This is a genomic window from Peribacillus sp. JNUCC 23, from assembly GCF_053653995.1.
Genome location: NZ_CM132202.1, coordinates 535,578 through 557,104 on the forward strand (window position 1 = coordinate 535,578; position 21,527 = coordinate 557,104).

At 39.6% G+C, this 21,527-nt stretch carries 20 protein-coding genes and 3 riboswitches; of the genes, 17 read left to right on the top strand and 3 right to left on the bottom strand.

All coding sequences use genetic code 11. The features are described from left to right. Positions 1 to 19 precede the first annotated feature (19 nt). The 11 genes from ureB to JNUCC23_RS02790 all read left to right on the top strand — a co-directional run bounded on the left by ureB (position 20) and on the right by JNUCC23_RS02790 (position 9,125). Positions 20 to 340 (top strand): urease subunit beta, encoded by a 321-nt coding sequence (gene ureB / locus JNUCC23_RS02740; RefSeq protein ID WP_062184806.1) that lies wholly within the window; start codon positions 20 to 22, stop codon positions 338 to 340. Further along, positions 340 to 2,052 carry an urease subunit alpha gene (ureC, locus tag JNUCC23_RS02745; protein ID WP_454214160.1) on the top strand — a complete coding sequence of 571 codons (1,713 nt, stop codon included), beginning with the start codon at positions 340 to 342 and terminating at the stop codon, positions 2,050 to 2,052. Before ureB ends, ureC begins: the two co-directional genes overlap by 1 nt. A 10-nt stretch (positions 2,053 to 2,062) precedes the next feature. Continuing rightward, positions 2,063 to 2,518 (top strand): urease accessory protein UreE, encoded by a 456-nt coding sequence (ureE, locus tag JNUCC23_RS02750; protein ID WP_403074984.1) that lies wholly within the window; start codon positions 2,063 to 2,065, stop codon positions 2,516 to 2,518. Then, positions 2,511 to 3,197 (top strand): urease accessory protein UreF, encoded by a 687-nt coding sequence (locus JNUCC23_RS02755; protein WP_454214163.1) that lies wholly within the window; start codon positions 2,511 to 2,513, stop codon positions 3,195 to 3,197. Before ureE ends, JNUCC23_RS02755 begins: the two co-directional genes overlap by 8 nt. Before the next feature lie 24 nt (positions 3,198 to 3,221). Further along, positions 3,222 to 3,833 carry an urease accessory protein UreG gene (gene ureG / locus JNUCC23_RS02760; protein WP_454214165.1) on the top strand — a complete coding sequence of 204 codons (612 nt, stop codon included), beginning with the start codon at positions 3,222 to 3,224 and terminating at the stop codon, positions 3,831 to 3,833. 1 nt (position 3,834) lies between these two features. Continuing rightward, positions 3,835 to 4,659, top strand: coding sequence for an urease accessory protein UreD (locus JNUCC23_RS02765; protein WP_403074973.1), 825 nt, complete (start codon positions 3,835 to 3,837; stop codon positions 4,657 to 4,659). Between the two features lie 400 nt (positions 4,660 to 5,059). Next, the gene (locus JNUCC23_RS02770) at positions 5,060 to 5,467 is read left to right on the top strand and encodes an SET domain-containing protein (RefSeq protein ID WP_454214167.1); all 408 of its coding nucleotides are present in this window, start codon (positions 5,060 to 5,062) and stop codon (positions 5,465 to 5,467) included. Positions 5,468 to 5,638: 171 nt separating this feature from the next. Next, the gene (locus tag JNUCC23_RS02775) at positions 5,639 to 5,803 is read left to right on the top strand and encodes a hypothetical protein (RefSeq protein WP_454214169.1); all 165 of its coding nucleotides are present in this window, start codon (positions 5,639 to 5,641) and stop codon (positions 5,801 to 5,803) included. 720 nt (positions 5,804 to 6,523) lie between these two features. Beyond that, positions 6,524 to 7,180 carry a 5-bromo-4-chloroindolyl phosphate hydrolysis family protein gene (locus JNUCC23_RS02780; protein ID WP_062184781.1) on the top strand — a complete coding sequence of 219 codons (657 nt, stop codon included), beginning with the start codon at positions 6,524 to 6,526 and terminating at the stop codon, positions 7,178 to 7,180. Beyond that, a complete protein-coding gene (locus JNUCC23_RS02785; protein WP_454214171.1) occupies positions 7,177 to 8,235 on the top strand; it encodes a toxic anion resistance protein in 1,059 nt (352 codons plus the stop codon). Before JNUCC23_RS02780 ends, JNUCC23_RS02785 begins: the two co-directional genes overlap by 4 nt. 395 nt (positions 8,236 to 8,630) lie before the next feature. Continuing rightward, the gene (locus JNUCC23_RS02790; protein WP_062184778.1) at positions 8,631 to 9,125 is read left to right on the top strand and encodes an SEC-C metal-binding domain-containing protein; all 495 of its coding nucleotides are present in this window, start codon (positions 8,631 to 8,633) and stop codon (positions 9,123 to 9,125) included. Between the two features lie 311 nt (positions 9,126 to 9,436). On the opposite strand, the gene JNUCC23_RS02795 is transcribed toward JNUCC23_RS02790, so the two are convergent. The 3 genes from JNUCC23_RS02795 to JNUCC23_RS02805 all read right to left on the bottom strand — a co-directional run bounded on the left by JNUCC23_RS02795 (position 9,437) and on the right by JNUCC23_RS02805 (position 12,591). Continuing rightward, on the bottom strand, positions 9,437 to 9,643 hold the full coding sequence (locus JNUCC23_RS02795) for a hypothetical protein (RefSeq protein WP_403074958.1): 207 nt from the start codon (positions 9,641 to 9,643) through the stop codon (positions 9,437 to 9,439). 632 nt (positions 9,644 to 10,275) lie between these two features. Next, complete coding sequence (locus tag JNUCC23_RS02800; RefSeq protein ID WP_454214173.1) at positions 10,276 to 11,922, bottom strand: PAS domain S-box protein; 1,647 nt, start codon at positions 11,920 to 11,922, stop codon at positions 10,276 to 10,278. A gap of 183 nt (positions 11,923 to 12,105) precedes the next feature. Beyond that, positions 12,106 to 12,591 (bottom strand): QueT transporter family protein, encoded by a 486-nt coding sequence (locus JNUCC23_RS02805; protein WP_062184768.1) that lies wholly within the window; start codon positions 12,589 to 12,591, stop codon positions 12,106 to 12,108. Between the two features lie 6 nt (positions 12,592 to 12,597). Continuing rightward, positions 12,598 to 12,642, bottom strand: a riboswitch (PreQ1 riboswitch). Positions 12,643 to 12,807: 165 nt separating this feature from the next. Here JNUCC23_RS02805 and JNUCC23_RS02810 point away from each other — a divergent pair. The 6 genes from JNUCC23_RS02810 to JNUCC23_RS02835 all read left to right on the top strand — a co-directional run bounded on the left by JNUCC23_RS02810 (position 12,808) and on the right by JNUCC23_RS02835 (position 21,465). Further along, complete coding sequence (locus tag JNUCC23_RS02810; RefSeq protein ID WP_403074952.1) at positions 12,808 to 13,287, top strand: YbaK/EbsC family protein; 480 nt, start codon at positions 12,808 to 12,810, stop codon at positions 13,285 to 13,287. A gap of 435 nt (positions 13,288 to 13,722) precedes the next feature. Beyond that, positions 13,723 to 13,829: riboswitch (SAM riboswitch) on the top strand. A 273-nt stretch (positions 13,830 to 14,102) separates the two neighbouring features. Then, positions 14,103 to 14,214, top strand: a riboswitch (SAM riboswitch). Between the two features lie 193 nt (positions 14,215 to 14,407). Then, a complete protein-coding gene (locus tag JNUCC23_RS02815) occupies positions 14,408 to 16,372 on the top strand; it encodes an acetoacetate--CoA ligase (protein ID WP_454214176.1) in 1,965 nt (654 codons plus the stop codon). Then, the gene (locus tag JNUCC23_RS02820) at positions 16,372 to 17,538 is read left to right on the top strand and encodes a thiolase family protein (RefSeq protein WP_454214178.1); all 1,167 of its coding nucleotides are present in this window, start codon (positions 16,372 to 16,374) and stop codon (positions 17,536 to 17,538) included. Before JNUCC23_RS02815 ends, JNUCC23_RS02820 begins: the two co-directional genes overlap by 1 nt. Next, complete coding sequence (locus tag JNUCC23_RS02825) at positions 17,535 to 17,957, top strand: Zn-ribbon domain-containing OB-fold protein (RefSeq protein WP_403074944.1); 423 nt, start codon at positions 17,535 to 17,537, stop codon at positions 17,955 to 17,957. Before JNUCC23_RS02820 ends, JNUCC23_RS02825 begins: the two co-directional genes overlap by 4 nt. A 31-nt stretch (positions 17,958 to 17,988) precedes the next feature. Next, a complete protein-coding gene (locus JNUCC23_RS02830) occupies positions 17,989 to 19,311 on the top strand; it encodes an MFS transporter (protein ID WP_403074941.1) in 1,323 nt (440 codons plus the stop codon). An 861-nt stretch (positions 19,312 to 20,172) separates the two neighbouring features. Then, positions 20,173 to 21,465 carry an ABC transporter substrate-binding protein gene (locus JNUCC23_RS02835; RefSeq protein WP_062185117.1) on the top strand — a complete coding sequence of 431 codons (1,293 nt, stop codon included), beginning with the start codon at positions 20,173 to 20,175 and terminating at the stop codon, positions 21,463 to 21,465. Positions 21,466 to 21,527 lie beyond the last annotated feature (62 nt).

Here is a 21,527-nt window from a genome sequence, read left to right on the forward strand (position 1 = left end):
AATGACAGGAGGAATTTTAATGGTACCAGGGCAATATTTTTTAAAAGAAGAAGATATTATTTGTAATGTTGGCAGAACCACTTCAAGGCTTTCCGTGATCAATATGGGGGATCGTCCAGTCCAAATAGGATCCCATTTCCACTTTTTTGAAGTGAATGAAGCCCTTCAATTCAATCGAGAAGAAGCGTTTGGGAAACGTCTGAATGTACCAGCGGGTGCAGCGGTCCGTTTTGAGCCAGGGGATGAAAAAGAAGTAGAATTAGTTTGTTTTGCTGGAGAACAACGTGTTTATGGATTTAACAATAAAGTAGATGGATCTGTTCAAGGAGGATGCAAGTAATGAGTTTTAGAATGCCAAGAAAGCAATATTCGCAAATGTACGGTCCAACTACAGGAGATTCTATTCGTTTAGCGGATACAGATCTACTGATTCAAATCGAGAAAGATTATACAACGTATGGCGAAGAAGTCGTGTTTGGCGGTGGAAAAGTGATCAGGGATGGAATGGGGCAACATCCGCTTGTGACTCGTGGTGATGGGGTACCAGATGTAGTCATTACGAATGCTGTAATTTTGGATTACACAGGTATTGTTAAAGCTGATATTGCAATCCGTGACGGAAAAATTGCTGGAATTGGAAAAGCGGGTAACCCATTAGTAATGGATAATGTTGATATTGTGATTGGGGCTTCGACAGAAATCATTGCAGGGGAGGGGTTGATTGTCACTGCTGGTGCAATTGACACCCATGTCCACTTTATTAATCCGACTCAAATTGAAACAGCCTTAACATCAGGTACGACGACATTAATCGGCGGGGGGACGGGTCCTGCTGCTGGATCAAAGGCAACAACAGTTACACCTGGTGAATGGAATATCCATCGAATGTTGCAAGCATCTGAAGGAATGCCAATTAACGTAGGCTTCACTGGAAAAGGACAAGCTGCAACCGAAGAGCCTTTGGCTGAGCAAGTACGGGCCGGTGTGATTGGCTTAAAAGTCCATGAAGACTGGGGAGCCACCCTTTCAGCACTTGATTTTTCCCTAAGAGTAGCTGATAAATATGATGTGCAAGTAGCGGTTCATGCAGACACCTTAAATGAAGGTGGATTTATGGAAAATACAATGGCGGCTATTAAAGATCGAGTCATTCATATGTACCATACAGAAGGAGCGGGTGGAGGACACGCGCCTGATTTAATTAAAGCAGCGAGCTTTATGAATGTTCTTCCATCTTCTACAAATCCAACATTACCTTTTACGGTTAATACAATCGACGAACATTTAGATATGTTAATGGTGTGTCACCATTTAAATCCATCGATTCCTGAGGATATTGCTTTTGCGGATTCACGGATTCGACGTGAAACGATTGCCGCTGAGGATATTCTTCAAGATATGGGCGTATTTAGCATGGTTAGCTCGGATGCCCAAGCAATGGGACGGGTTGGTGAGGTTGTTTTACGTACTTGGCAAACGGCAGACAAAATGAAGAAACAACGGGGAATGATGGAAGGAGATAACGAACTTTCTGATAACAACCGTGCAAAACGTTATATTGCAAAATATACGATCAATCCTGCCATTACGCATGGGATTTCTGAATATGTCGGTTCGATTGAAGTGGGGAAAATTGCCGATCTTGTCCTTTGGTCACCAGCGTTTTTCGGTGTCAAACCTGAAATGGTCTTAAAAAATGGCTTTGCTGTTCAAAGTTTGATGGGAGATGCAAATGCGTCCATACCAACACCGCAACCGATGATTTATCGTCCAATGTATGCGCAAGTTGGAAAAGCCTTGGCTAAAAGTTCGATTACGTTTATTTCCCAAGCAGCTTATGATGATAAAGTGCACGAGAAACTAGGGCTTGAAAAAATGATTCTTCCAGTTCGTGGTATTCGGAATTTAACGAAAAAAGATATGAAACTTAATTCCGAAACCCCTGAGATTACCGTTGATCCGCAAACATACGAGGTAAGAGTAAACGGTAAACATATTACATGTGACCCTGTTGACATCGTACCGATGGGGCAAAGATATTTCCTATTTTGAGGTGAAAGCATTGATCATTGAGAAAATTGTTACGAATATTGAACAAATGGAAAAAGAAGAAATTGAAAAACGCCATAAAGAAAAGGTATATCTCGAAAGCGCCCATTTAATGAAACGAATTCAAAGGGTGACAACCGACCATGGTAATGAAATAGGCATTCGTCTGAAGGATCCCCGTGACCTTGTAGCGGGTGATGTTTTATATATGGATGATCATAATATGATTATCATCGATGTCTTATCTGATGACTTATTGATTATTAGTCCTCGTTCGTTGAAAGAAATGGGGACGATTGCTCATCAATTAGGGAATCGCCATCTACCTGCCCAATTTGAAGAAAACGACATGCTTGTTCAATTCGATTATCTTGTTGAAGAATTACTACAAGAGCTTCAAATTCCTTTCACACGCGAAGAACGGAAAGTGAAACAGGCATTTCGGCATATTGGGCACAGCCATGACTGATCACGCACTTTCTTTATTTCAGCTTTGCGATTCTAATTTCCCTACAGGAGCTTTTAGTCATTCATATGGCTTGGAGAGTTATATTCAAGAAGATCAAGTGCATGACCAAGCTACATTCTCTAAATGGCTTCATGTTTATTTAAATGAACAGCTTGTCTATTCGGATGGGCTTGCTTCTCATATAGTATATGAAGCCTTAGAGAATGAAGACTTCCAAAAAGTGTGGAAGGTAGACCGAATGCTAAATGTGCAAAATTTGCCTCGTGAAACACGAGAGGGTACCCAAAGAATGGGGGAACGCATGCTGAATCTCGTAGGCTCTTTATATGAAGTGCCTGTTCTTTTACAATATAAAGAACGTATAAAAGAGAAGCGATCTTTTGGACATCCGGCGATTGTTTTTACAATGATTGGCCATCATCTTAGAGTTCCACAATCAACGACGACCCTCTATTATTTGTATTCTACTGTCTCAAGTCTTGTCCAAAACGCAGTTCGAGCGATTCCCTTAGGCCAGACAGCTGGGCAGAAAACGATTCAGGAATTTCAAGACGTATTAGTAAAAGCAACGGGAAAAATTCAAAACTTGGATGAAGAGGATTTCGGAATCGTTTCACCTGGGCTCGAATTATCTCAAATGAAACATGAGCGTGTAAATATTCGCATTTTCATGTCTTAATATGAAAGAAAGGAAGTGTTCTTTATGGAACCTATAAAGATTGGGGTAGGAGGGCCTGTTGGAGCAGGAAAAACCATGCTCGTTGAAAAGCTGACCCGGCATTTAGAAGGTGAGATCAGTATGGCGGTTGTAACCAATGATATTTACACAAAAGAAGATGCCAAATTTTTAATGCAAAATGGTGTCCTACCTGCTGACCGCATTATTGGGGTTGAAACCGGTGGTTGCCCTCATACAGCGATTCGTGAAGATGCTTCGATGAATTTTGCTGCCATTGATGAATTAATAGAGAAACATCCAGATGTTGAGCTTATTTTTGTTGAAAGTGGCGGCGATAATCTTGCGGCAACGTTCAGCCCTGAGCTTGTTGATTTCTCCATTTATATTATTGATGTCGCCCAAGGTGAAAAAATCCCAAGAAAAGGCGGGCAGGGGATGATTAAATCTGACTTATTTATTATTAATAAAACGGATTTGGCCCCGTATGTTGGTGCAAGTTTAGAAGTAATGGAGTCGGATACGAAGACTTTTCGTGGAAATAAACCATTTGTTTTTACCAATTTAAAGGATAATACGGGGCTTGACCAAGTCATAGATTGGCTTAAGAAAAATGCACTTTTAAAAGGGCTAGATTAAAATGAAAGTCTGGACAGGTGAATTACGTTTAGACCTTGAAGAACGACTCGGAAAAACTGTAGCAAAGAATGTATATTTCCAGGGCGCATTGAAAGTCATGCGCCCAGTATATCACGACGATTCTGGACAAGTTTGTTATTATATTTTAAACCCAGGTGGCGGCTATTTAGATGGAGATAGCTATCATTTGCACATTGCATTGGAGGAACAAGCCCGAGTAACCTTAACCACACAATCCGCAACAAAAGTTTATAAAACACCACAGTCATATGCCTATCAGGAAACAGAAATCTTTCTTAAAGCAGGCAGTTATTTAGAGTACATTCCCGATCCGTTAATTGCATATCAACATGCGCGTTATAAACAAAAAAATGTGATTCGGATGGAAAAAGGCGCTACATTCCTTTATTCGGATATTATTACCCCAGGATGGTCGCCTAATGGTGAACGGTTCAGTTATGATATGGTTCAATTAATCAATGAAATTTATATGGATGATGAACTGGTGTCTTTTGATCATATTAAGTTGAATCCAGCGACACAAAATATGGAGGAGCTTGGTTTCATGGAAGGATTTTCACATTTAGGTTCCATGCTGGTCGTTGGGGAACAAATGAGCCCGGATCTTCTGGATCGGTTATATCATGCCCTTTATTCGAAAACAGATGTATATGATATAGGTCTTTCTTTACTCCCTGTAAAAGGTTTTACCGTAAGAGTGTTAGCAAACTCAACACAAACTATTGAACGAATATTTACGGAGTGTCATCATTTGATCAGTGAAGAATGGTTTGGAACAAAGCCAAGTTTTCTTAGAAAATATTAATGTTTAAAGAAGTTGAGGCTTTATGCCAATACTTCTTTTTTGTATTAATGACATGAGGACGGGGCTTTGCGACTTATTAATAAGCCCTCTATTTAGTAGGTATATTTTTTTTTATTATAGAAAGCACCCCAAAATCCAGCCTCGCACTGCCACCATTGTGATGAGGTAAGTGTAGCGTGCTACATGATTTATCCTGCATGTTAAACGGTGGCATTTTAACGCCATGCAGGTTTTGTATGCGTTAGCAATGGCTACATATCTCAGAATGTATTCAATTGGAAGTAGAGCTGATAGACGATGGTTGAAAAGGAATAGAAGAAAATAGTTGCTAAATTCCTTTTCAATTGGCAAACTTAAGTAGATAGTGAACTCCATAGAAAAGAAGGCGAAGGTGACTTACATGATTGAGATAAAGACTTCCACACTCAGCGATGGGGAGTTCAATAGAGGGGTATTTGCAACACGTGATATAGCAAAAGGGGAGCTTGTACATGAGGCACCGGTTATTTCTTACCCGAATAAGGAACATGAACATATAGAGAAGACGTTACTTGCAGATTACGCGTTTGAGTATGGTGTGAACCACACTGCCATCCTCTTAGGATATGGAATGCTGTTTAACCACTCATATACTCCGAATGCAACGTATGATATTAATTTTGACAACCACACGTTTGACTTTTATGCTTACACTGATATAAAAGCCGGTGAAGAGATCTTAATCAACTATAATGGCGATGTTGATGATAACGAACCACTTTGGTTTAATATGGAGAATGATGAAAGTAACAAAGCAGAAACGAACTGATAGAAAACATGTTAAATTGATTTGATTCATCGGTGGTTTTTGAGGAGAGAAAGTAATATATCTCTCAAGCGAGCATTAATTTCTCTTTTATATGAAACCTTCTGGGATCTTCTCTGATTTATACAGTAGTTGGGCGGGAAAGACTCACACGTCTGCTTATTTGCCAAAAAAATGAAGGCATGGATTGCTTTAAGTGGAGACCAAGAGCCGATTCAATTTGATTTTACGAAATGGCTTGATGGACAAGATGTAGAGATTGACCGAATAACAGGTGAGATTGATATAGACATTCCGTTTTGGCACATGGATGAAAATTCGGACTGGTTTCAAAAGTGAATAAAATAATAGAGAAGATGAAGATACAAAGTGCAATCCGAAATTTGGATGGTGTCATGTATCTTCATTTTTTTCTTTTTTTTAGGTGATCTAAGGTTTGATGTTCGTAGTTAAGGAAATCGCAGGAAGGGGAATAATTGCAAATTTCTAGTTGGAATGACAAAAGTCCGTGTTAATTAATCGATTAATTAACACGGACGTTATTGGATTGAAGAGCTTGTGAACAAAGGGAAAGTAAAAAACGAGCTTCAGAGAAATATGTTGATTTAAGGGGAAAATTTATCAGGTAATATTTCCCTTTTTCGACAATGTAAGCCTCGGAATAGTTCCTAACATGATTATCGGTAGGAATCCGTCCAAGTAACTAAGCCTATCTTCCTGACAATGATTCACAAAAATACTTAGGCTAAGGTTTGTAGTGCTCGATGTACGTGAAAATAAAAACATAAAGTACCTTTCCTTATTGAATCAAAAAGTAGGATTTTATTTTTTCAAATGATACGCATAATAGTATCATTCACATTGTTTGTGTTTGAAGCAGTTTAAATGATTCAGGGCACTTATATGGTAAACTTAGTATACTTGGGCAGCTATGAGTTTTTATTAAAAATATTTGCAGGAATGACGTAAATCGTATATCGTTTAACCTATAAGAAATGAAACTTATTTATGAATGAAGCGTATAAATAGGATAGAAATTATGTTAGGAGTGTCAATGCGATGAATCGGTTTGTAACCTCCATTATTGGAATAGTTATATCGAGCCCTATTGCCGTAATCATCTGGCCAATTAGTTATTTTGGATTTGATCAGTCCATTTTCCTATCTACTCTTTGGTCTGTATTAGGTGGCGTTATTGTATTTGGAGCGAGTTCCATCTTCATGTCTGCCCGTTTTTTGAAGAAACATGGACTGAGTAGAAAAGAATATCAATATATCAAAGGCAATGTAAAAGAAGCGAAATCTAAAGTTTTTCGTGCTTGCAAAGCGCTATTATCGATTCGACATATTCCTTCTTTAAAGGAAAGAATTGAGCTTGTGAGGATGATTAGAAAGATATACAGCTTAACGAAAAAAGAGCCAAAACGGTTTTATCAAGCGGAACAGTTTTACTTCTCTCATTTGGATTCGACTTTGGAATTGGCGGAGAAATATGTGTTTCTAGCGGCGCAGCCGAAGAAAAATAAAGAATTAGATCTTTCGTTAATTGAAACACGGAGAACATTAGAGAAGCTGACGAAATCAGTTGAAGAAGATCTGTATGAAGTGATTTCGAATGATATTCAAGAACTTGATTACGAAATAGATGTTGCAAAGCAAACGATAAAAAACACGAAAGAATCGAGCTTGATTAATGGAAGCGGGAAATGGAAATGAGTGAAGGTGAAAAAACACTCGATCAGGGAAAGGAAGTACATCCTTTTGCTACAGAACTTCCGAGTGAAGGAAAGAAGTTAATAGATACCATTCCAGCAGAAAGCAGACAAAAGGCGTGTAAGATCGCCCAAGAATTACGATTGAATAATCGTCAGGCGCTAGTCACTTTTGGGATGCCTGCACAATCTAAATTGCTTGCCTTCTCGAATGCAATGCTTGACCAAGTACAGAAGCAGGATATTGGTGAAATCGGTGAAATTTTAGCTGATCTAATTGGGAAGTTGAATGAAGTGAACCCTGATGAATTGGCACCTGCTCGACGCCCCTTTTTTGTCCGGTGGTTTAGAAAAAGTCCAAAATCTTCACAGGAAACTGTGTCTCGATTTCAAAAGGCAAGCGCTCAAATTGACCGAATCAGTGTGAAGTTAAACCGAAGCAAGAACATCCTGTTAGCTGATATCGTCATGCTTGACCGCTTATATGAGCATAATAAAGAGTATTTTCATATGCTCAATATTTACATCGCTGCAGGGGAATTAAGGCTTGAAGAGTTACATGCCAACTCAATTCCAAACGCGGAACAAGTAGCGAAAATGGAAACGGACCTTTTAAAAAAACAAGAATTAGACGATATCCTCTCATATACAGATTTATTAGAAAAACGTGTATATGACTTGAAAATAAGTAGAGAAATTACTTTGCAAAGTGCTCCGCAAATTCGTCTGATCCAGCATACAAACCAATCGCTAGTTGAAAAGATTCAATCATCGATTATGACAGCGATTCCGCTTTGGAAGAATCAAATGTCGATTGCTCTCTCATTTTTGAGACAAAATCATGCGACAAATGCTCACAAGCAAGTCTCTGAAAAAACGGAGAATTTACTTGTGGCAAACAAAGAATTGGAGACACTTGCGCATACCCAAGATCGTTTAAAGTCTACACTTGCTGAAACATTAGTCATTCAAGCTGAAGGTAGCTCGAATCGCCAACATGTAGAACAGGAATTTCGGTCCATTGAAACGGAGTTAAAACAAAAGCTAATTGAAAGATAAAGTGAAACTTCAATCACTGGCCCCCCACCTACGCTTCTTCGATTCCTCTAAGCCTAACTGCTCGTTAATGCGGGATATTACAACCTGGATAAAAGGGAGAGGTACACATGCCTTTCTTTTTTTTTTATAAATCCCTATAGGTTGAACTGTACAGCCGTTGTATTTAATATGAGCAAATGTACGGATGAAGTCTTTTTTCTTCATGGAGTTTTGTAAGTAATCATCGTGACTAGTTGTATATGGATTCAATGTGTAAATATTATTGATGTTTCCTTATGTCCGTAGTTTTTGAATGACAAACCATTTGCATAGATTTGGAGATAAATAGGTGACTGAATGTCAAATAGGAGATACAATACTAAAGCAATGAAATACTTTTATAGGATGTGTGAATAATGAGACCGATTAAAGCATCAGAAATAATAGATGGTAAAGCGATTAAGTATATAGATGTGTTTGGAGTACAGGATAATATTGCGTTGAAAAGTAGTTATGAAGGGAAAACCTACTGGATTTATGACTATTATTGCATGCATGCAGCTTGCCATTGTGATGATGTTTATCTGAAATTTATTGAAGAAGACGAGAATTCGCAAGCTACAGGGCGTCATTTCGGTGTGAGAAAATCGTTTAAAAACGGTGAAACGGTTATTGAAGATCGAAATCTTCCAGAACAGAAGGCAAATGAGATTGCAACTGAAGCATTAAACTATAGTCCTGAAGTTGTAGAGTTATTCAAACAACGGTATGCGCAAATGAAGTTGGAAGGTCATAATATCATAACAAAAGAGTCGAAGAAACCGATTATAAATGAGAATGTAATTGGAAGAAATGATCCATGTACTTGCGGTAGCGGAAAGAAATACAAAAAATGCTGCGGGATTGCATAAGATAACACAGAGGATGTTCCAAATGAAAGAGTTAGAACCTAGAACTATTCTATACAGTTTAAATGAGGGTGTATGTAGAATGATAAACTGTGCAAAGAGTGTGAGGTCAAGATCTTTATGGGACATCCTCTTCAATATGTTTTATTAATGCATGTATCATCCTGTAGTTTGGCACCCCATCTTTTAAAACTGTTCTTTTTAATTTCTAAATAAAGTGAAACTTCCATCAGTAGGGGGTCTAACTGCCCGTTAAGCGTGGGAGAAAATTAAAATAAGCATCTGAAATATTTCAGATGCTTTCATGAATGGTATTAGTCATTCACTTTATTGTCAGTGGGTTTGTTTTTCGTGAATAGAAGACTTTTTCTTTTCTGTTTAATCTGTTGAGCCAGTGGCTTTAAATAAGGGTTGGCTTTTAATAAATCAGCCAACTGATCATCGTTGGGTTCGGATGATTCATCTTGGACGCTTACCTCTTCAAGTTTTGGTTCTGGTTTGTCGAATCGTTTCCTTTTCAATTCCTCTCCCCCCTTTTCATATAGACTATGATGGCTCTTAGAATTTTGTCCTTTCATTTGGTGAAAATAATTTGATTAAAATAGGTATAGTAGCTCTGGACTCACTAAGTTTATTGGCTGAAACAGAAGGGGAGGATTGGAGAGGCCGTTCAAGTGGAACAGTGATGGGATATATTCACTTGCACGTTTCAGATATGTTAAAAACAAAAGAGTATCAGATAAAAGTACTGAACAGGTCATCCACTATATCATTTATCCCGCTTAAACCCCACTGATTGAAGTTTCACATTATCTGACGTGTACATGACACAATAAATGGTGTATAGAGCGTGAGGTCAGAACCTTATGGGATAACTTCTTCTTTTGTTTTAATGATATTGTGATAAGTGCTGACAAAATGGAATCTAATTAATCGATTAATTAAAGGATCTTGAATCTCTTACCTAGTATGGAAAAGGGAGAATTGAAAAGTGCAATTATTGTAAGTATTCCCCAAGAAATAATCAGAAATTTCGACAAGAATGTGAAGAGGATATTGAGATGAAACCGATCTGTTAGAAGTGGAAAATATATATATAGGAAGCTCATATCACGAAACGCATGTTTATTCTGGCAACAAGAGCATTGGCTAATTATCCAATACTCTGTTGTGAATGACAATTAATTGGTAAACGCAAATGCACTTCAGTACCTTTTCCAAGCGTACTTTCAAAGGTGATATTTCCACGGTGCGTTTCAATGATCCGTGAACTGACAGTGAGTCCGAGACCCGTGCCTTTTTCCTTCGATGAATAAAACGGTTCCCCAAGATGCTTGATTCGTGCCTTTTCTATACCTTGACCATTATCCTTGACATTAACAGTCACTTGATCACTAGCTATAGAAAACTCGATTGAAACCGATGTTGCTGACGCCTCAATCGAGTTCTTAATAATATTGATGAATACTTGCTTTAATTGGTTTGCTTCACATCGTATTATTGGGATGGACTCGTTTCCTTTTATTGAAATGGAAGTTCCGTTCAAGTTCGCTTCAGGTTTTAGTAATGTCACGACATCATTCATTAGTATCACGATGTTATGCTCACTAAACTTCATGTCCTGAGGTTTGGCAAGGACGAGCAATTCGCTAACAATCAAGTTAATTCGATCTAACTCACTTAACATAATGGAGTAGTAATGCTGATATTCTAATTCATTGGATTTTAACAGTTGTACGAAGCCAATTAAAGAAGTAAGTGGATTTCTGACTTCGTGAGCAACACTTGCTGCCAACTCCCCAACGACCGATAATTTTTCAGTTTTTCTCAGAACTACTTCGGTTTCACGTATAAGTGTTACATCCTGTGCATAGCCAATGACACCGATAATTTGGTCATTTATTAGCATTGGAACGAGTGTAAAAGCAAGTAACACGGTCTCTTTGTGTTTTGTAAGAATGCGAATGTCTCCATATGTAATCCCTGTTTTGTTCTCAATGACTTCAGCTAATGATTGGTGCAATTTCTCCTTTTCATTTGAGTTTGCTAATACATCCATGATTGGAACACCGATGATATCGTCAAATCTCCAGCAAGTCACACTTTCAAAGCGCGGATTGATATTCGTAATGACCCCATCTATATCCATCATAAGCACAGGGTCAGGATTATAATCGAAGAGCGATTTATATTGCTGCTGACTTTGCAATAAATGCTGTTCAGCTTTAACCCGTTCCGTTATATCCCTTCCGATGACAACAAATGCTTTTCGTGATCCATCTTCATGAAAAAGAGGAACTTTTATCGTATCAAATGATTTGTGATTCCCATCTGGCATTGGAATGATTTCTTCACATCGAGTAACTTTTCGGTTTACCCACGTTTCCTCATCTGAAATCTCACAATACTCTAATGCATCTTTATAAAAATCCGTGTATTGAGCTAATTCACTATCTTTTTTTCCTTTATAATCTACATGCTCTAGCTGAAATAATTCAAGTCCAAACTTATTGACCTCAGTCCAACGTCCTTGTCCATCTTTGAAATTAACAAAATCGGCCATTGAATGGATCAAAGTTTGCAGGCGTTCTTGTTCCTCTTTTAATAACCTATAGCTTTTTCTCTTTTTTAGAAAAAAATAGAGAATAGCTGCAGTAATAACAATAAAGGTAATCCCTTTGAATCGTTGAATCATAAGCAATTTTTGATAGGGAACATTTGTAATAGTAAGATACCATTCTGTCAAAAATAGAATGGATAAGCCGCAGAAAATGTATAGGCATATAATTAATTTTGACATGGGAGCTCTCCTTTGTTTGATGCAAAGCTTAGGATGAAAAGCCTCATATTAAATTTTAACATATGGAGCAATTGATATGGGAGAAACGCAAGAAAAGTGAAGGGGGATTTTATTTGATGAAGGCTAACTGGAGAGGGAAAAAAGTAAAAGGACCGCCAAGTTGCTTTGGCAATCCTTTTGAAATTATAACAGCTTATTAAAGTTTACACGTTTATGAATCGCATAGATTACTGGAATTCCAACTAACATGACAGCAAATTCACCTACAGCTGTTGTGAACCATGTGAATAGGAATGGTAAGTCTAATGCGAGATTCAGCTCAAGAGCAATCATAAACATTGTGAACGTAAACACAAGTGTATTCACCATCATTAACGCCAGTTTGTTTTTGATATATCGTCCAGCAAAGATGGTAATCAATAACGAAAGCACAGATTGGCCGACTCCGAAAACTAAATCATACGGCACCATCGGTGAAAATAGTAGATTCGTTAAAAAGACTCCCATTACAATTCCATAAAAATACTTCTTATTGAATACGATTAAATGATTAAACATTTCTGATACTCGAAATTGAATATTAGTAAATCCAAATGGTTGAATCAAAAATGACACTGCAATATACAAAGCAGCTAAAATCGCATTAACGACTAGCGTTTTAGTTTTCATACATATCTCTCCCTAGTTTTTTTTCGTGGGATGGTTGCGAACCACGTAATCTAAGTTGTGCACTCGACTATCAATAGTACATTAGTTGGATAGGATGCGTCAATGGGGATATTCGGAAGTAAAGGATAGGTATAGCATATCAGTCATTCTAGTTGCTTTACTGTTGTAAGGTGTGTATCCTTTTAAATAAATTTGAAGCTGAGAGGATGAGTTTGGTTGGCAATTGAAAAGGTAAGAGCCCATTTTAAAAAGTATGATCGTGAAGATGATGTGAAGGAATTTGAAACATCAAGTGCTACAGTGGGCGAGGCAGCGGCAACGATTCAGGTTATTCCCGCACGTATCGCTAAAACGATATCGTTTCGAGGAGAAGGGGACAATGCACTATTAATTGTAGCGGCAGGTGATGCAAAGATTGATAATAAAAAATTCAAGAATCTATTTGGGTTTAAAGCAAGAATGCTTCCACCAGAAGAAGTTTTTTTGCAAACCGGTCACGAAATCGGCGGTGTCTGTCCCTTTGGACTAGTGCGTGATCTCGACGTTTTTCTTGACATCTCCATGAAACGATTTGACACGATATTCCCGGCCTGTGGAAGTACGAATTCAGCGATCGAACTTACATGTGATGAATTATTTCAATATTCAAATGCACTGGAATGGGTTGATATTTGTAAAGGATGGGGGGAAGAGTGAAGAGCTTTTTGAATTAATAATCGAAGTTAGAACCTATTTCTCGTTACTCGATACATATACGACCTTAAAATCCTCAACTTGAAAATTCATGATTCGGCCTGTGCGTGTAAACTGAGCTGATGACAAAATCCGTAATAATTAAGCGCTACTATGCTATCACTATTAAGAAAGAACAGGTTGTTAGAATTTTGTAATCTAACAACCTATTCGTTAGCTAGTAATTGAATTCCCTTGTAGGATTAGCTTTTTGAACTTTAGATCAGCAATCCAATAAATTAGATAAGCAGAAGTAATGAAAAAGAAAAAGACAATCAAGAATGAAAAGTATAAAGAAAGTATAGTCCCCAAATGCAACTCAGGAAAATCTTTAGTTCAACTTATATAGATGGTTGGAAAAGAGTACGATCAGCAATAGAGATTAATTGAATGATTTTCTTCTTATCAAGGGTGGCGGAGGGACTGACCCTGTGATGCCTCGGCAACCAGCTTAGTTATGCATGGTGTCAAATTCAGAGGAAGTAAGACGATTCTGAAGATGGGGAGGTGGACGAATGCTGATTATGCTTATTCACGCATCCCCTTTGCTCATCATGGGCGGAGGGGATTTTGTATAAAAAAAGCATGCCAATCCCTTAGCTCTCACTAGTTAGAGTCATTTCTAGAAGTGGACATGTGAGAATGAATATTAGTGCGATGATTCTAAATTGATAAATTTTTCAGAATTTTTATTGACTTTAAAAGATAATTATTCTATAATCTGAATAAAGTTATTAAATTGACGTATTAACGCATTGGTGCGTTATCTAAATAAATATTACTTATCCAGAGTGACGGAGGGAACAGGCCCGATGAAGTCCGGCAACCTTCAAGTGAGAACTTGAAAAGGTGCTAAATCCTGCAGGTATGAATATGCCTGAAAGATAAGATGAGCACCCCTCTTCTTATGATGAGGGGTTTTTCATTTGAGTCATACAGGTATGACTTAGGCTATATAAAAATATTAAACATAGTAATCTTATAGAATTTATGTAATTTATAAAGAGTAAATGGTGAAAAAACCTTACATAAAACAATCAGAAAATAGTGCATGACTGATTCTTAGTTAAAGGAGGAAAAGATCTTGATAAAAGAAAACAGTTTATTGAAATCAAACATACTATGGGAGCCGAGTGAAGAATGGATCACAAAATCTAATTTGACGGAATTCTCGCAACAAGTTGAATTCCCACTCTTACCTTATGAACGTTTTCATCGTTGGTCAGTGGCCAAACCTGAAGAGTTTTGGTCAGGAGTCTGGGATTTTGCAAAAATCATTGGAGAAAAAGGCGAAAAGGTGTTCACTCCTCCAACCGATGGCGGCATGATAGGTGCCCACTGGTTTCTAGAAGCTCAATTGAACTTTGCTGAAAACCTTTTACGTGGTGATGAAAAGCAAACAGCTGTGATTGTGGCCGGGGAAGACGGTGTTTCCCAATCCTATTCATTGGGAGAGTTGCGCAACATGGTGGCGCGAGCACAGGAAGGATTAAGAAATCTTGGTTTGAGTCGTGGAGACCGGGTTGCTGGAGTAATAACAAATGGAATTGAAGCGTTAGTCGCACTGTTAGCAACGACATCATTGGGTGCTGTATGGACTTCATGCTCCCCTGACTTTGGGTCACAAGGGATTGTCGATCGTATCGGACAGGTCCGGCCAAAGGTATTGATCGTCTCACTAGATTATCAATATAATAGTAAGTATTTTGATATCCGGGATAATATTAGTGCTGTGTGCGAGGTGCTTAAGGAAGTTTCCGCAATCGTAACATTGACAAAAGATACGGAGGTATCGATTCAACAAACAAAAAAAGTGTTGAGCTGGCAGGAATTGTGTCAAGAAGGGCCTGCTGTTCTTGAGTTTACGAGAGTTCCTTTTGATCATCCCTTATATATTCTTTATACATCTGGAACGACGGGGCTTCCGAAGGCGATTGTACATTCTGTTGGGGGAACGTTAATTCAACATGTGAAGGAACATCAATTACATTGTGACGTGAAACCGGGAGATGTAATGTACTGGTACACAAATACTGCTTGGATGATGTATCCATGGTTAGTATCGGGACTTGCAAGTGGTGCTGCCATTCTACTCTATGATGGATCGCCACTACGAAAAGATAATATCGGAATTTTATGGGAGATTGCTGAAGAAGCTGGCGTGACACATTTTGGGACGAGCCCGAAATATTTGGAGACTTTACAGAAAGCGGGATATTCTGTCGGTCAGCAGCACAATTTATCCCAGTTGCGCAGTGTTCTTTCATGTGGCGCCCCACTATCGGCTGAACAGTATGATTGGGTCTACGAACATATTAAGGAAGACATCATGCTGGCATCGATTTCTGGTGGAACGGAAATCATTGGTTGCTTCGTGATGGGCTCTCCTGTACATCCCGTTCGCCGTGGTGAGATTACATGCAAGGCACTTGGAATAGCCGTCGATGTACTTGATGAACGTGGAGTATCGGTTCTCCATCAAAAAGGAGACTTAGTATGCACAAAGCCATTTCCAAGTATGCCACTTACGTTTTGGGGAGAAGACGGCGACAAACGCTACCACTCCTCTTATTTTACGGAAAGACCGGGAATTTGGACACATGGAGATTTAGCGGAACAAACGGTTGAACAATCGTTTGTCATTTACGGACGTGCGGATACAACGCTTAATCCTGGCGGCGTAAGGATTGGTACTGCTGAAATCTACCGTGTCTTGGCGCAAATCCCGGAAATAGAAGATTCAATCGTTTTCGGTCTACCAAATGCGGGTGATGAAGAAATCGTGTTGTGTGTGGTTATGAAGGATGGAGAACTAGATACTGAATTAGCTGACGTTATTCGGAAGCATGTACGTAAGAAAGCTTCACCACGACATGTACCACGTCGTATTTATAGTGTGGAAGAAGTACCTTACACGATAAATGGTAAGAAAGTGGAAGGGGCAGCACGATCCGCGGCAATTGGTCAAGAGATAAAGAACAAGGGATCACTTAATAATCCAGAATGTCTTGCGGATTATGGTACCTTGTCAGAAAGGAGCTTCGTATGATGGTTAAACGGCGGGTTCCAAGATGTGCGATCGTAGGTATCGGAGAACTTGCACCGATACGTTATACAGAGGGCACTACAACATTAGGCTTAATTGCAGAGTCTGTGCGGCTAGCAGTTGCTGATGCAGGTCTTGAGAAAGATGCAATTGATGGTCTTTTAGTCGGTCCACAAGTAGGGGAAACACCTCAACATGTGCCGGCAACGGTAGCAGAATATCTTGGTATTCAGCCGACGATGTCGAATGTAGTCGATCTCGGTGGAGCAACTGGCGCGGGAATGTTATGGCGGGCTGCAGCGGCCATCGAGGCGGGAATGTGTGAAACGGTTGTCTGTGTGCTTGCTAATACGAATGAAAGAAGTGGAAATCCACGTTCACCTAATCGTAACCCGATTCGGGAATTCGATGTACCGTTCGGTGCATCAGGAGCCAATGCTTCTTACGCTCTGCTGAAGCAGCGTCATATGGCGGAATACGGATCGACGCAAGAACAATTTGCTTTGATTGCACACTGGGCGCGAAAAAATGCGCAACTTAATCCGAATGCGATTTTCTATGGCAAGCCGCTTTCCGTCGAGGAAGTCCTTCAGTCACCGCTCATTATTGATCCGATGCATTTATATGAGATTGTCATGCCAGTTGCCGGCGGTGCGGCATTCGTCGTCACCTCTAAAGATAATCTGCCGAGCGGGGGTCACGCACCGGTATATTTACTCGGAGCAGGAGAAAAGATCACGCATCGCGCAGTCAGCCAATCACCTGCACTCGCATCAGCACCATTGGCATATGCGATTTCAGCAGCATTAGAGCAAGCGGATGTAAGTGCGCAGGATATGGACTTATTGTCTTTATATGATTGCTATACAAGTGTTGTTGGTGTCACGATTGAAAATGCGGGATTATGCAAACCAGGCCAGTTCGGTGAATGGATGAAAGACCATTCATTCGGTCATGACGGGGATTGGCCGCTTAACACGCATGGTGGACAACTTGGGTTTGGACAGGCAGATCTCGCTGGAGGCATGTCACACATTATTGAAGCAGTGCGTCAACTAAGGAATGAAGCACACTCAAGGCAAATTCCCAATGCGCGTCTTTCGCTTGTTACAGGGAATGGTGCCACATTAAGTGAAGCAGCAGCATTGGTATTGGGGGTGGAATCATGAGCGAGCAGTTTGAAAACCTCGTCGTTCCAGGTCCTACGATCACAGCTGTTTCAAAGCCATTTTGGGATGCAGTAGCGCGAAAAGAATTCATTTTACAAAAATGTGCCGATTGCGAGAAATGGGTATTTTATCCAAGGGAGATATGTCCACATTGCTGGAGTAACCGTTTAGAGTGGACACCAGCCACTGGAAATGCACGCTTGAAAACATGGGGTATTGTTCATAGACCTGGTCATTCAGCTTGGTTGGAAGTAGCTCCATATGTCCTTGGCGTTGTTGAATTAGAAGAAGGTCCAACGATGCTGACTCATCTGTTGCTCGATCCCGATCAAGGTTTGCAAATTGGTTTACCGTTACAAGTGAGTTACACAAATTGCAACGACGTTTGGCTCCCTTTTTTCAAACGAAAAAGTGAATAAATAAAACATAATCAATAAAGGAGCGCATAAGATGTCCAAAAGTCAATTACAAAAGGAATCAATTATACTGGGCAGAGGCCTCTCCAAAGAACACCGAAAAGTAGCGCTCGCTAGTTTTATCGGGACCACGATTGAGTGGTACGATTTTTACCTTTACGGTACAGCAGCTGCACTCGTGTTTCCTGCATTATTTTTTCCTAATTTCGATCCATTATATGGTACATTAGCAGCTTTTGGTTCTTACGCAGCTGGGTTCATCGCTCGTCCGCTGGGCAGTATGGTATTCGGGCACTATGGAGACAGGCTTGGACGCAAGAAAGTGCTGACGATTTCCCTCTTGCTTATGGGAACTGCCACCTTCTTAATGGGGGTGCTCCCAACGTACCAAATGGTTGGATTATTGGCACCACTACTAATTAGTCTCCTGCGTATCGTTCAAGGGTTCGCGATTGGGGGCGAATGGGGATCAGCTGTCGTAATGGCTGTCGAACATGCGCCGAAGGGGAAACGGGGACTGTATGGAAGTTTCCCACAAATGGGCGTTCCAGCTGGGCTCCTTTTATCAACAGCTGTATTTTCACTCGTATCAAATAACATGTCGAATGAAGCCTTTCTTACGTGGGGCTGGCGGATTCCATTTTTATTAAGTATCGTTCTTGTGCTTATCGGACTTTATATTCGTTTAAAGGTAACTGAATCACCTGTGTTCTTGGAAATAGTAGAAAAAAAACAACAAGAAAAACGACCGGTTGTAACAGTATTAAGAGAACAGAAAAAGCCTTTGTTTTTAACAATTGGGATGAAATTAGTACAGAATGCTGTGTTTTATATTTATTCCGTATTTGTCCTTACTTATCTCGTCACAACCCATCATTTTGATCGCTCGGTTGGACTGAATGCAGTAATGATTTCCTCGGTAATCGGATTAGCTACGATGCCACTTTGGTCGCATCTATCCGATAAGATTGGTCGTAAACCAGTGTATTTATTCGGAACGATTGCTTCTACGCTGTTCGTGTTTCCTTTTTTCTGGTTGATGGATTCAGGTTCCGTCATTTTGATCACGATTGGGATCGTGATTGGGTTGAACGTTTTGCATGATGCCGTATATGGACCGCAGGCGGTATATTACTCCGAGCTCTTTAGCACAAAAACACGTTTAAGCGGAGCGTCGATCGGCTACCAAATCGGAGCGATTCTGGCAGGAGGATTTTCGCCGATTATTGCGACTGCTTTGCTAGCAAAATTCGATGGACAGTACTGGCCAATCGCCATTTATCTTGTTGCACTTGGAGTGCTTAGTATTATTGCGACTCTATATGCACGCGAAACGTATCGTGATTCACTAACCTAATCTAATCATATGTATGTAAGAAATATGAGATATAAGGATGACTCTATTGAGAAAAGTTATTTTGTTAGATGGTGTTCGTACACCAATTGGTCGATTTAAAGGGGTGTTTCACACAAAATCAGCTCGGGAGTTAGGGGGGAGTGCCGTTTCCGAGTTGATTCGTCGTCATCCTGAAGCAGTTCATCTTCATAATTCATACCACTGCTTTTTGGCTAACCTTCACTCCTTGGTGTTGATGACCTTTGGTTATATTTGGACTACCATAAAGACCTCTAGACCCTAAGAAAGATGTTTTGACTTGCCGCACAAGGGTTTATGACATTTTACACTCGGACTTTCGGGACGATCAAGCCACTTATAATCGCCGATTCGTGAAACACCCAGCACATTGGACATCTTCTTCACACGGTAATGGAAGCGATTCTCATAGATAAATGAGAAGATTACCGATGGTCTTTCAATCTGGCGAAACCATGCTTTCTTCTTTATCGGAAGCGGATATTCGGGAGATTTTGTCGATATAAATAAAAAGAGAATGCCGCTTAAAGTTGGCATTCTCTTTTATTTATATAAAATTTGGGGCCCCCTGTTCAAAAATAGTTCTGCTTTCTTCCAACCAGGGAAAAAATACAAAAAACAAGCCACTTCGCTACTTTTCGTCATTGAATGGGAAAAAATATATAAATTTACAATGAAAACGCTTTTATTTTTAGGGAATACAGTGTAGAATGGTGGAGAATAAAATGCAATTTGAATAGATAGATTGATAGGGGGCGTTTAAGAGAAACGATTCTATTTATTTATTCATTTGTGCAAACGGTTTCACTCGTTGTTTTTTGTGAGAAATACATGAAAAAGGGGATGGGTTCATTGAAATTGAAGAAGGTCACAGGCATTGCCTCAGCGGTATTAGCGTCATCGTTATTCTTAGCAGGATGCTCTTCATCCGATAAAGCCTCTGGGGATCAGATTACATTAGACGTTTTCCAATTTAAAGTAGAATTCAAGAATCAATTTGAAGAATTGGCGAAGGCTTATGAAGAAGAGAACCCTGATGTGAAGATTAAGATTTCTACAGTAGGTGGCGGAAATGATTATAAGCAATCTTTAATTACGAAGTTTACTTCGAAAGAAGAGCCGGCCATTTTCAATGTCGGCGGGCCGACCGATGTTGAACAGTTTGGCGATCGTTTGACAGATTTAAGTGACACAAAGGCAGCAAAAGCAGCTTTGGATGGCACACTTGATGGTGTAACTATAGATGGTAAAGTACTTGGCTTACCATTTAACCAAGAGGGGTACGGATTTATTTATAACAAACGTATTTTTAAAGAAGCTGGCATTAACGCTGAAGAGCTTACCTCTTATGAAGCGTTGAACAAAGCGGTTGAAAAATTGGATGCTAAGAAGAAAGATTTGAAAATCAAAGCGGTATTTGCATTCCCTGTTAAGGAAAAGTGGGTAACAGGTAACCATCTTTCCAATGTTTTCTTAGCTTCCGAATTCGATGGAAATGTAATGACTGCCTATGAATCTCCAACTGTTGCTTTTACAAAAGGAGATCAGCTGAAGCAAATGATTGATCTACAAAATGAGTTTTCTGTACAGCCGACAACAAGCCTTGATTATTCCCAACAAGTGGAGGAACTTTTCTCACTTGAACAAGTAGCCATCATTCAGCAAGGTAACTGGGTGTATAACACCGTCTTAGACATGGATCCAGAGCTAGCAGAAAAAAATATTGGTATCATTCCAATTCCTGTAGATGGTGAAGCAAAAATGCCGGTCGGCGTACCGAATTATTGGGCGGTTAACAATAAGGTAGATGACGCAGTAGCAGAAGAAGCGAAGAAATTCCTAGATTGGATGTACACTTCTGATACTGGTAAACAAGCAGTATTAGAAGACTTTAAATTTATTCCTGCTTATGAAGGATATGATTCTTCGAAAATCGCAGATCCGCTATCAAAAGAAATCTATGAGTATTCAGCAGAAGGAAAGACAATTGGCTGGACATTTACAGGTTCCCCGGTTGGTTGGAATGAGGACCAATTCGGAGCAAGCGTACAAGCTTATGTATTGGGAGAAATGACGTGGGATGAATTGGTTCAAAAGAATATCAAAGCCTGGGAAGATATTCGAAGCGGAAAATGATTAAGCGGTTTGCTAAATCCTAACAGGAAAAAGTGAAGCTTTACCAAAGTGGGTATTCGATT

What these genes read in the sequence shown, in the direction of transcription:
- ureB (WP_062184806.1), top strand. Translation starts at nt 20, where the DNA reads ATGGTACCAGGGCAATATTTTTTAAAAGAAGAAGATATTATTTGTAAT.
- ureC (WP_454214160.1), top strand. Translation starts at nt 340, where the DNA reads ATGAGTTTTAGAATGCCAAGAAAGCAATATTCGCAAATGTACGGTCCA.
- JNUCC23_RS02755 (WP_454214163.1), top strand. Translation starts at nt 2,511, where the DNA reads ATGACTGATCACGCACTTTCTTTATTTCAGCTTTGCGATTCTAATTTC.
- ureG (WP_454214165.1), top strand. Translation starts at nt 3,222, where the DNA reads ATGGAACCTATAAAGATTGGGGTAGGAGGGCCTGTTGGAGCAGGAAAA.
- JNUCC23_RS02765 (WP_403074973.1), top strand. Translation starts at nt 3,835, where the DNA reads ATGAAAGTCTGGACAGGTGAATTACGTTTAGACCTTGAAGAACGACTC.
- JNUCC23_RS02770 (WP_454214167.1), top strand. Translation starts at nt 5,060, where the DNA reads ATGATTGAGATAAAGACTTCCACACTCAGCGATGGGGAGTTCAATAGA.
- JNUCC23_RS02775 (WP_454214169.1), top strand. Translation starts at nt 5,639, where the DNA reads ATGAAGGCATGGATTGCTTTAAGTGGAGACCAAGAGCCGATTCAATTT.
- JNUCC23_RS02780 (WP_062184781.1), top strand. Translation starts at nt 6,524, where the DNA reads ATGAATCGGTTTGTAACCTCCATTATTGGAATAGTTATATCGAGCCCT.
- JNUCC23_RS02785 (WP_454214171.1), top strand. Translation starts at nt 7,177, where the DNA reads ATGAGTGAAGGTGAAAAAACACTCGATCAGGGAAAGGAAGTACATCCT.
- JNUCC23_RS02790 (WP_062184778.1), top strand. Translation starts at nt 8,631, where the DNA reads ATGAGACCGATTAAAGCATCAGAAATAATAGATGGTAAAGCGATTAAG.
- JNUCC23_RS02800 (WP_454214173.1), bottom strand. Translation starts at nt 11,922, where the DNA reads ATGTCAAAATTAATTATATGCCTATACATTTTCTGCGGCTTATCCATT.
- JNUCC23_RS02805 (WP_062184768.1), bottom strand. Translation starts at nt 12,591, where the DNA reads ATGAAAACTAAAACGCTAGTCGTTAATGCGATTTTAGCTGCTTTGTAT.
- JNUCC23_RS02820 (WP_454214178.1), top strand. Translation starts at nt 16,372, where the DNA reads ATGGTTAAACGGCGGGTTCCAAGATGTGCGATCGTAGGTATCGGAGAA.
- JNUCC23_RS02825 (WP_403074944.1), top strand. Translation starts at nt 17,535, where the DNA reads ATGAGCGAGCAGTTTGAAAACCTCGTCGTTCCAGGTCCTACGATCACA.
- JNUCC23_RS02830 (WP_403074941.1), top strand. Translation starts at nt 17,989, where the DNA reads ATGTCCAAAAGTCAATTACAAAAGGAATCAATTATACTGGGCAGAGGC.
- JNUCC23_RS02835 (WP_062185117.1), top strand. Translation starts at nt 20,173, where the DNA reads ATGGGTTCATTGAAATTGAAGAAGGTCACAGGCATTGCCTCAGCGGTA.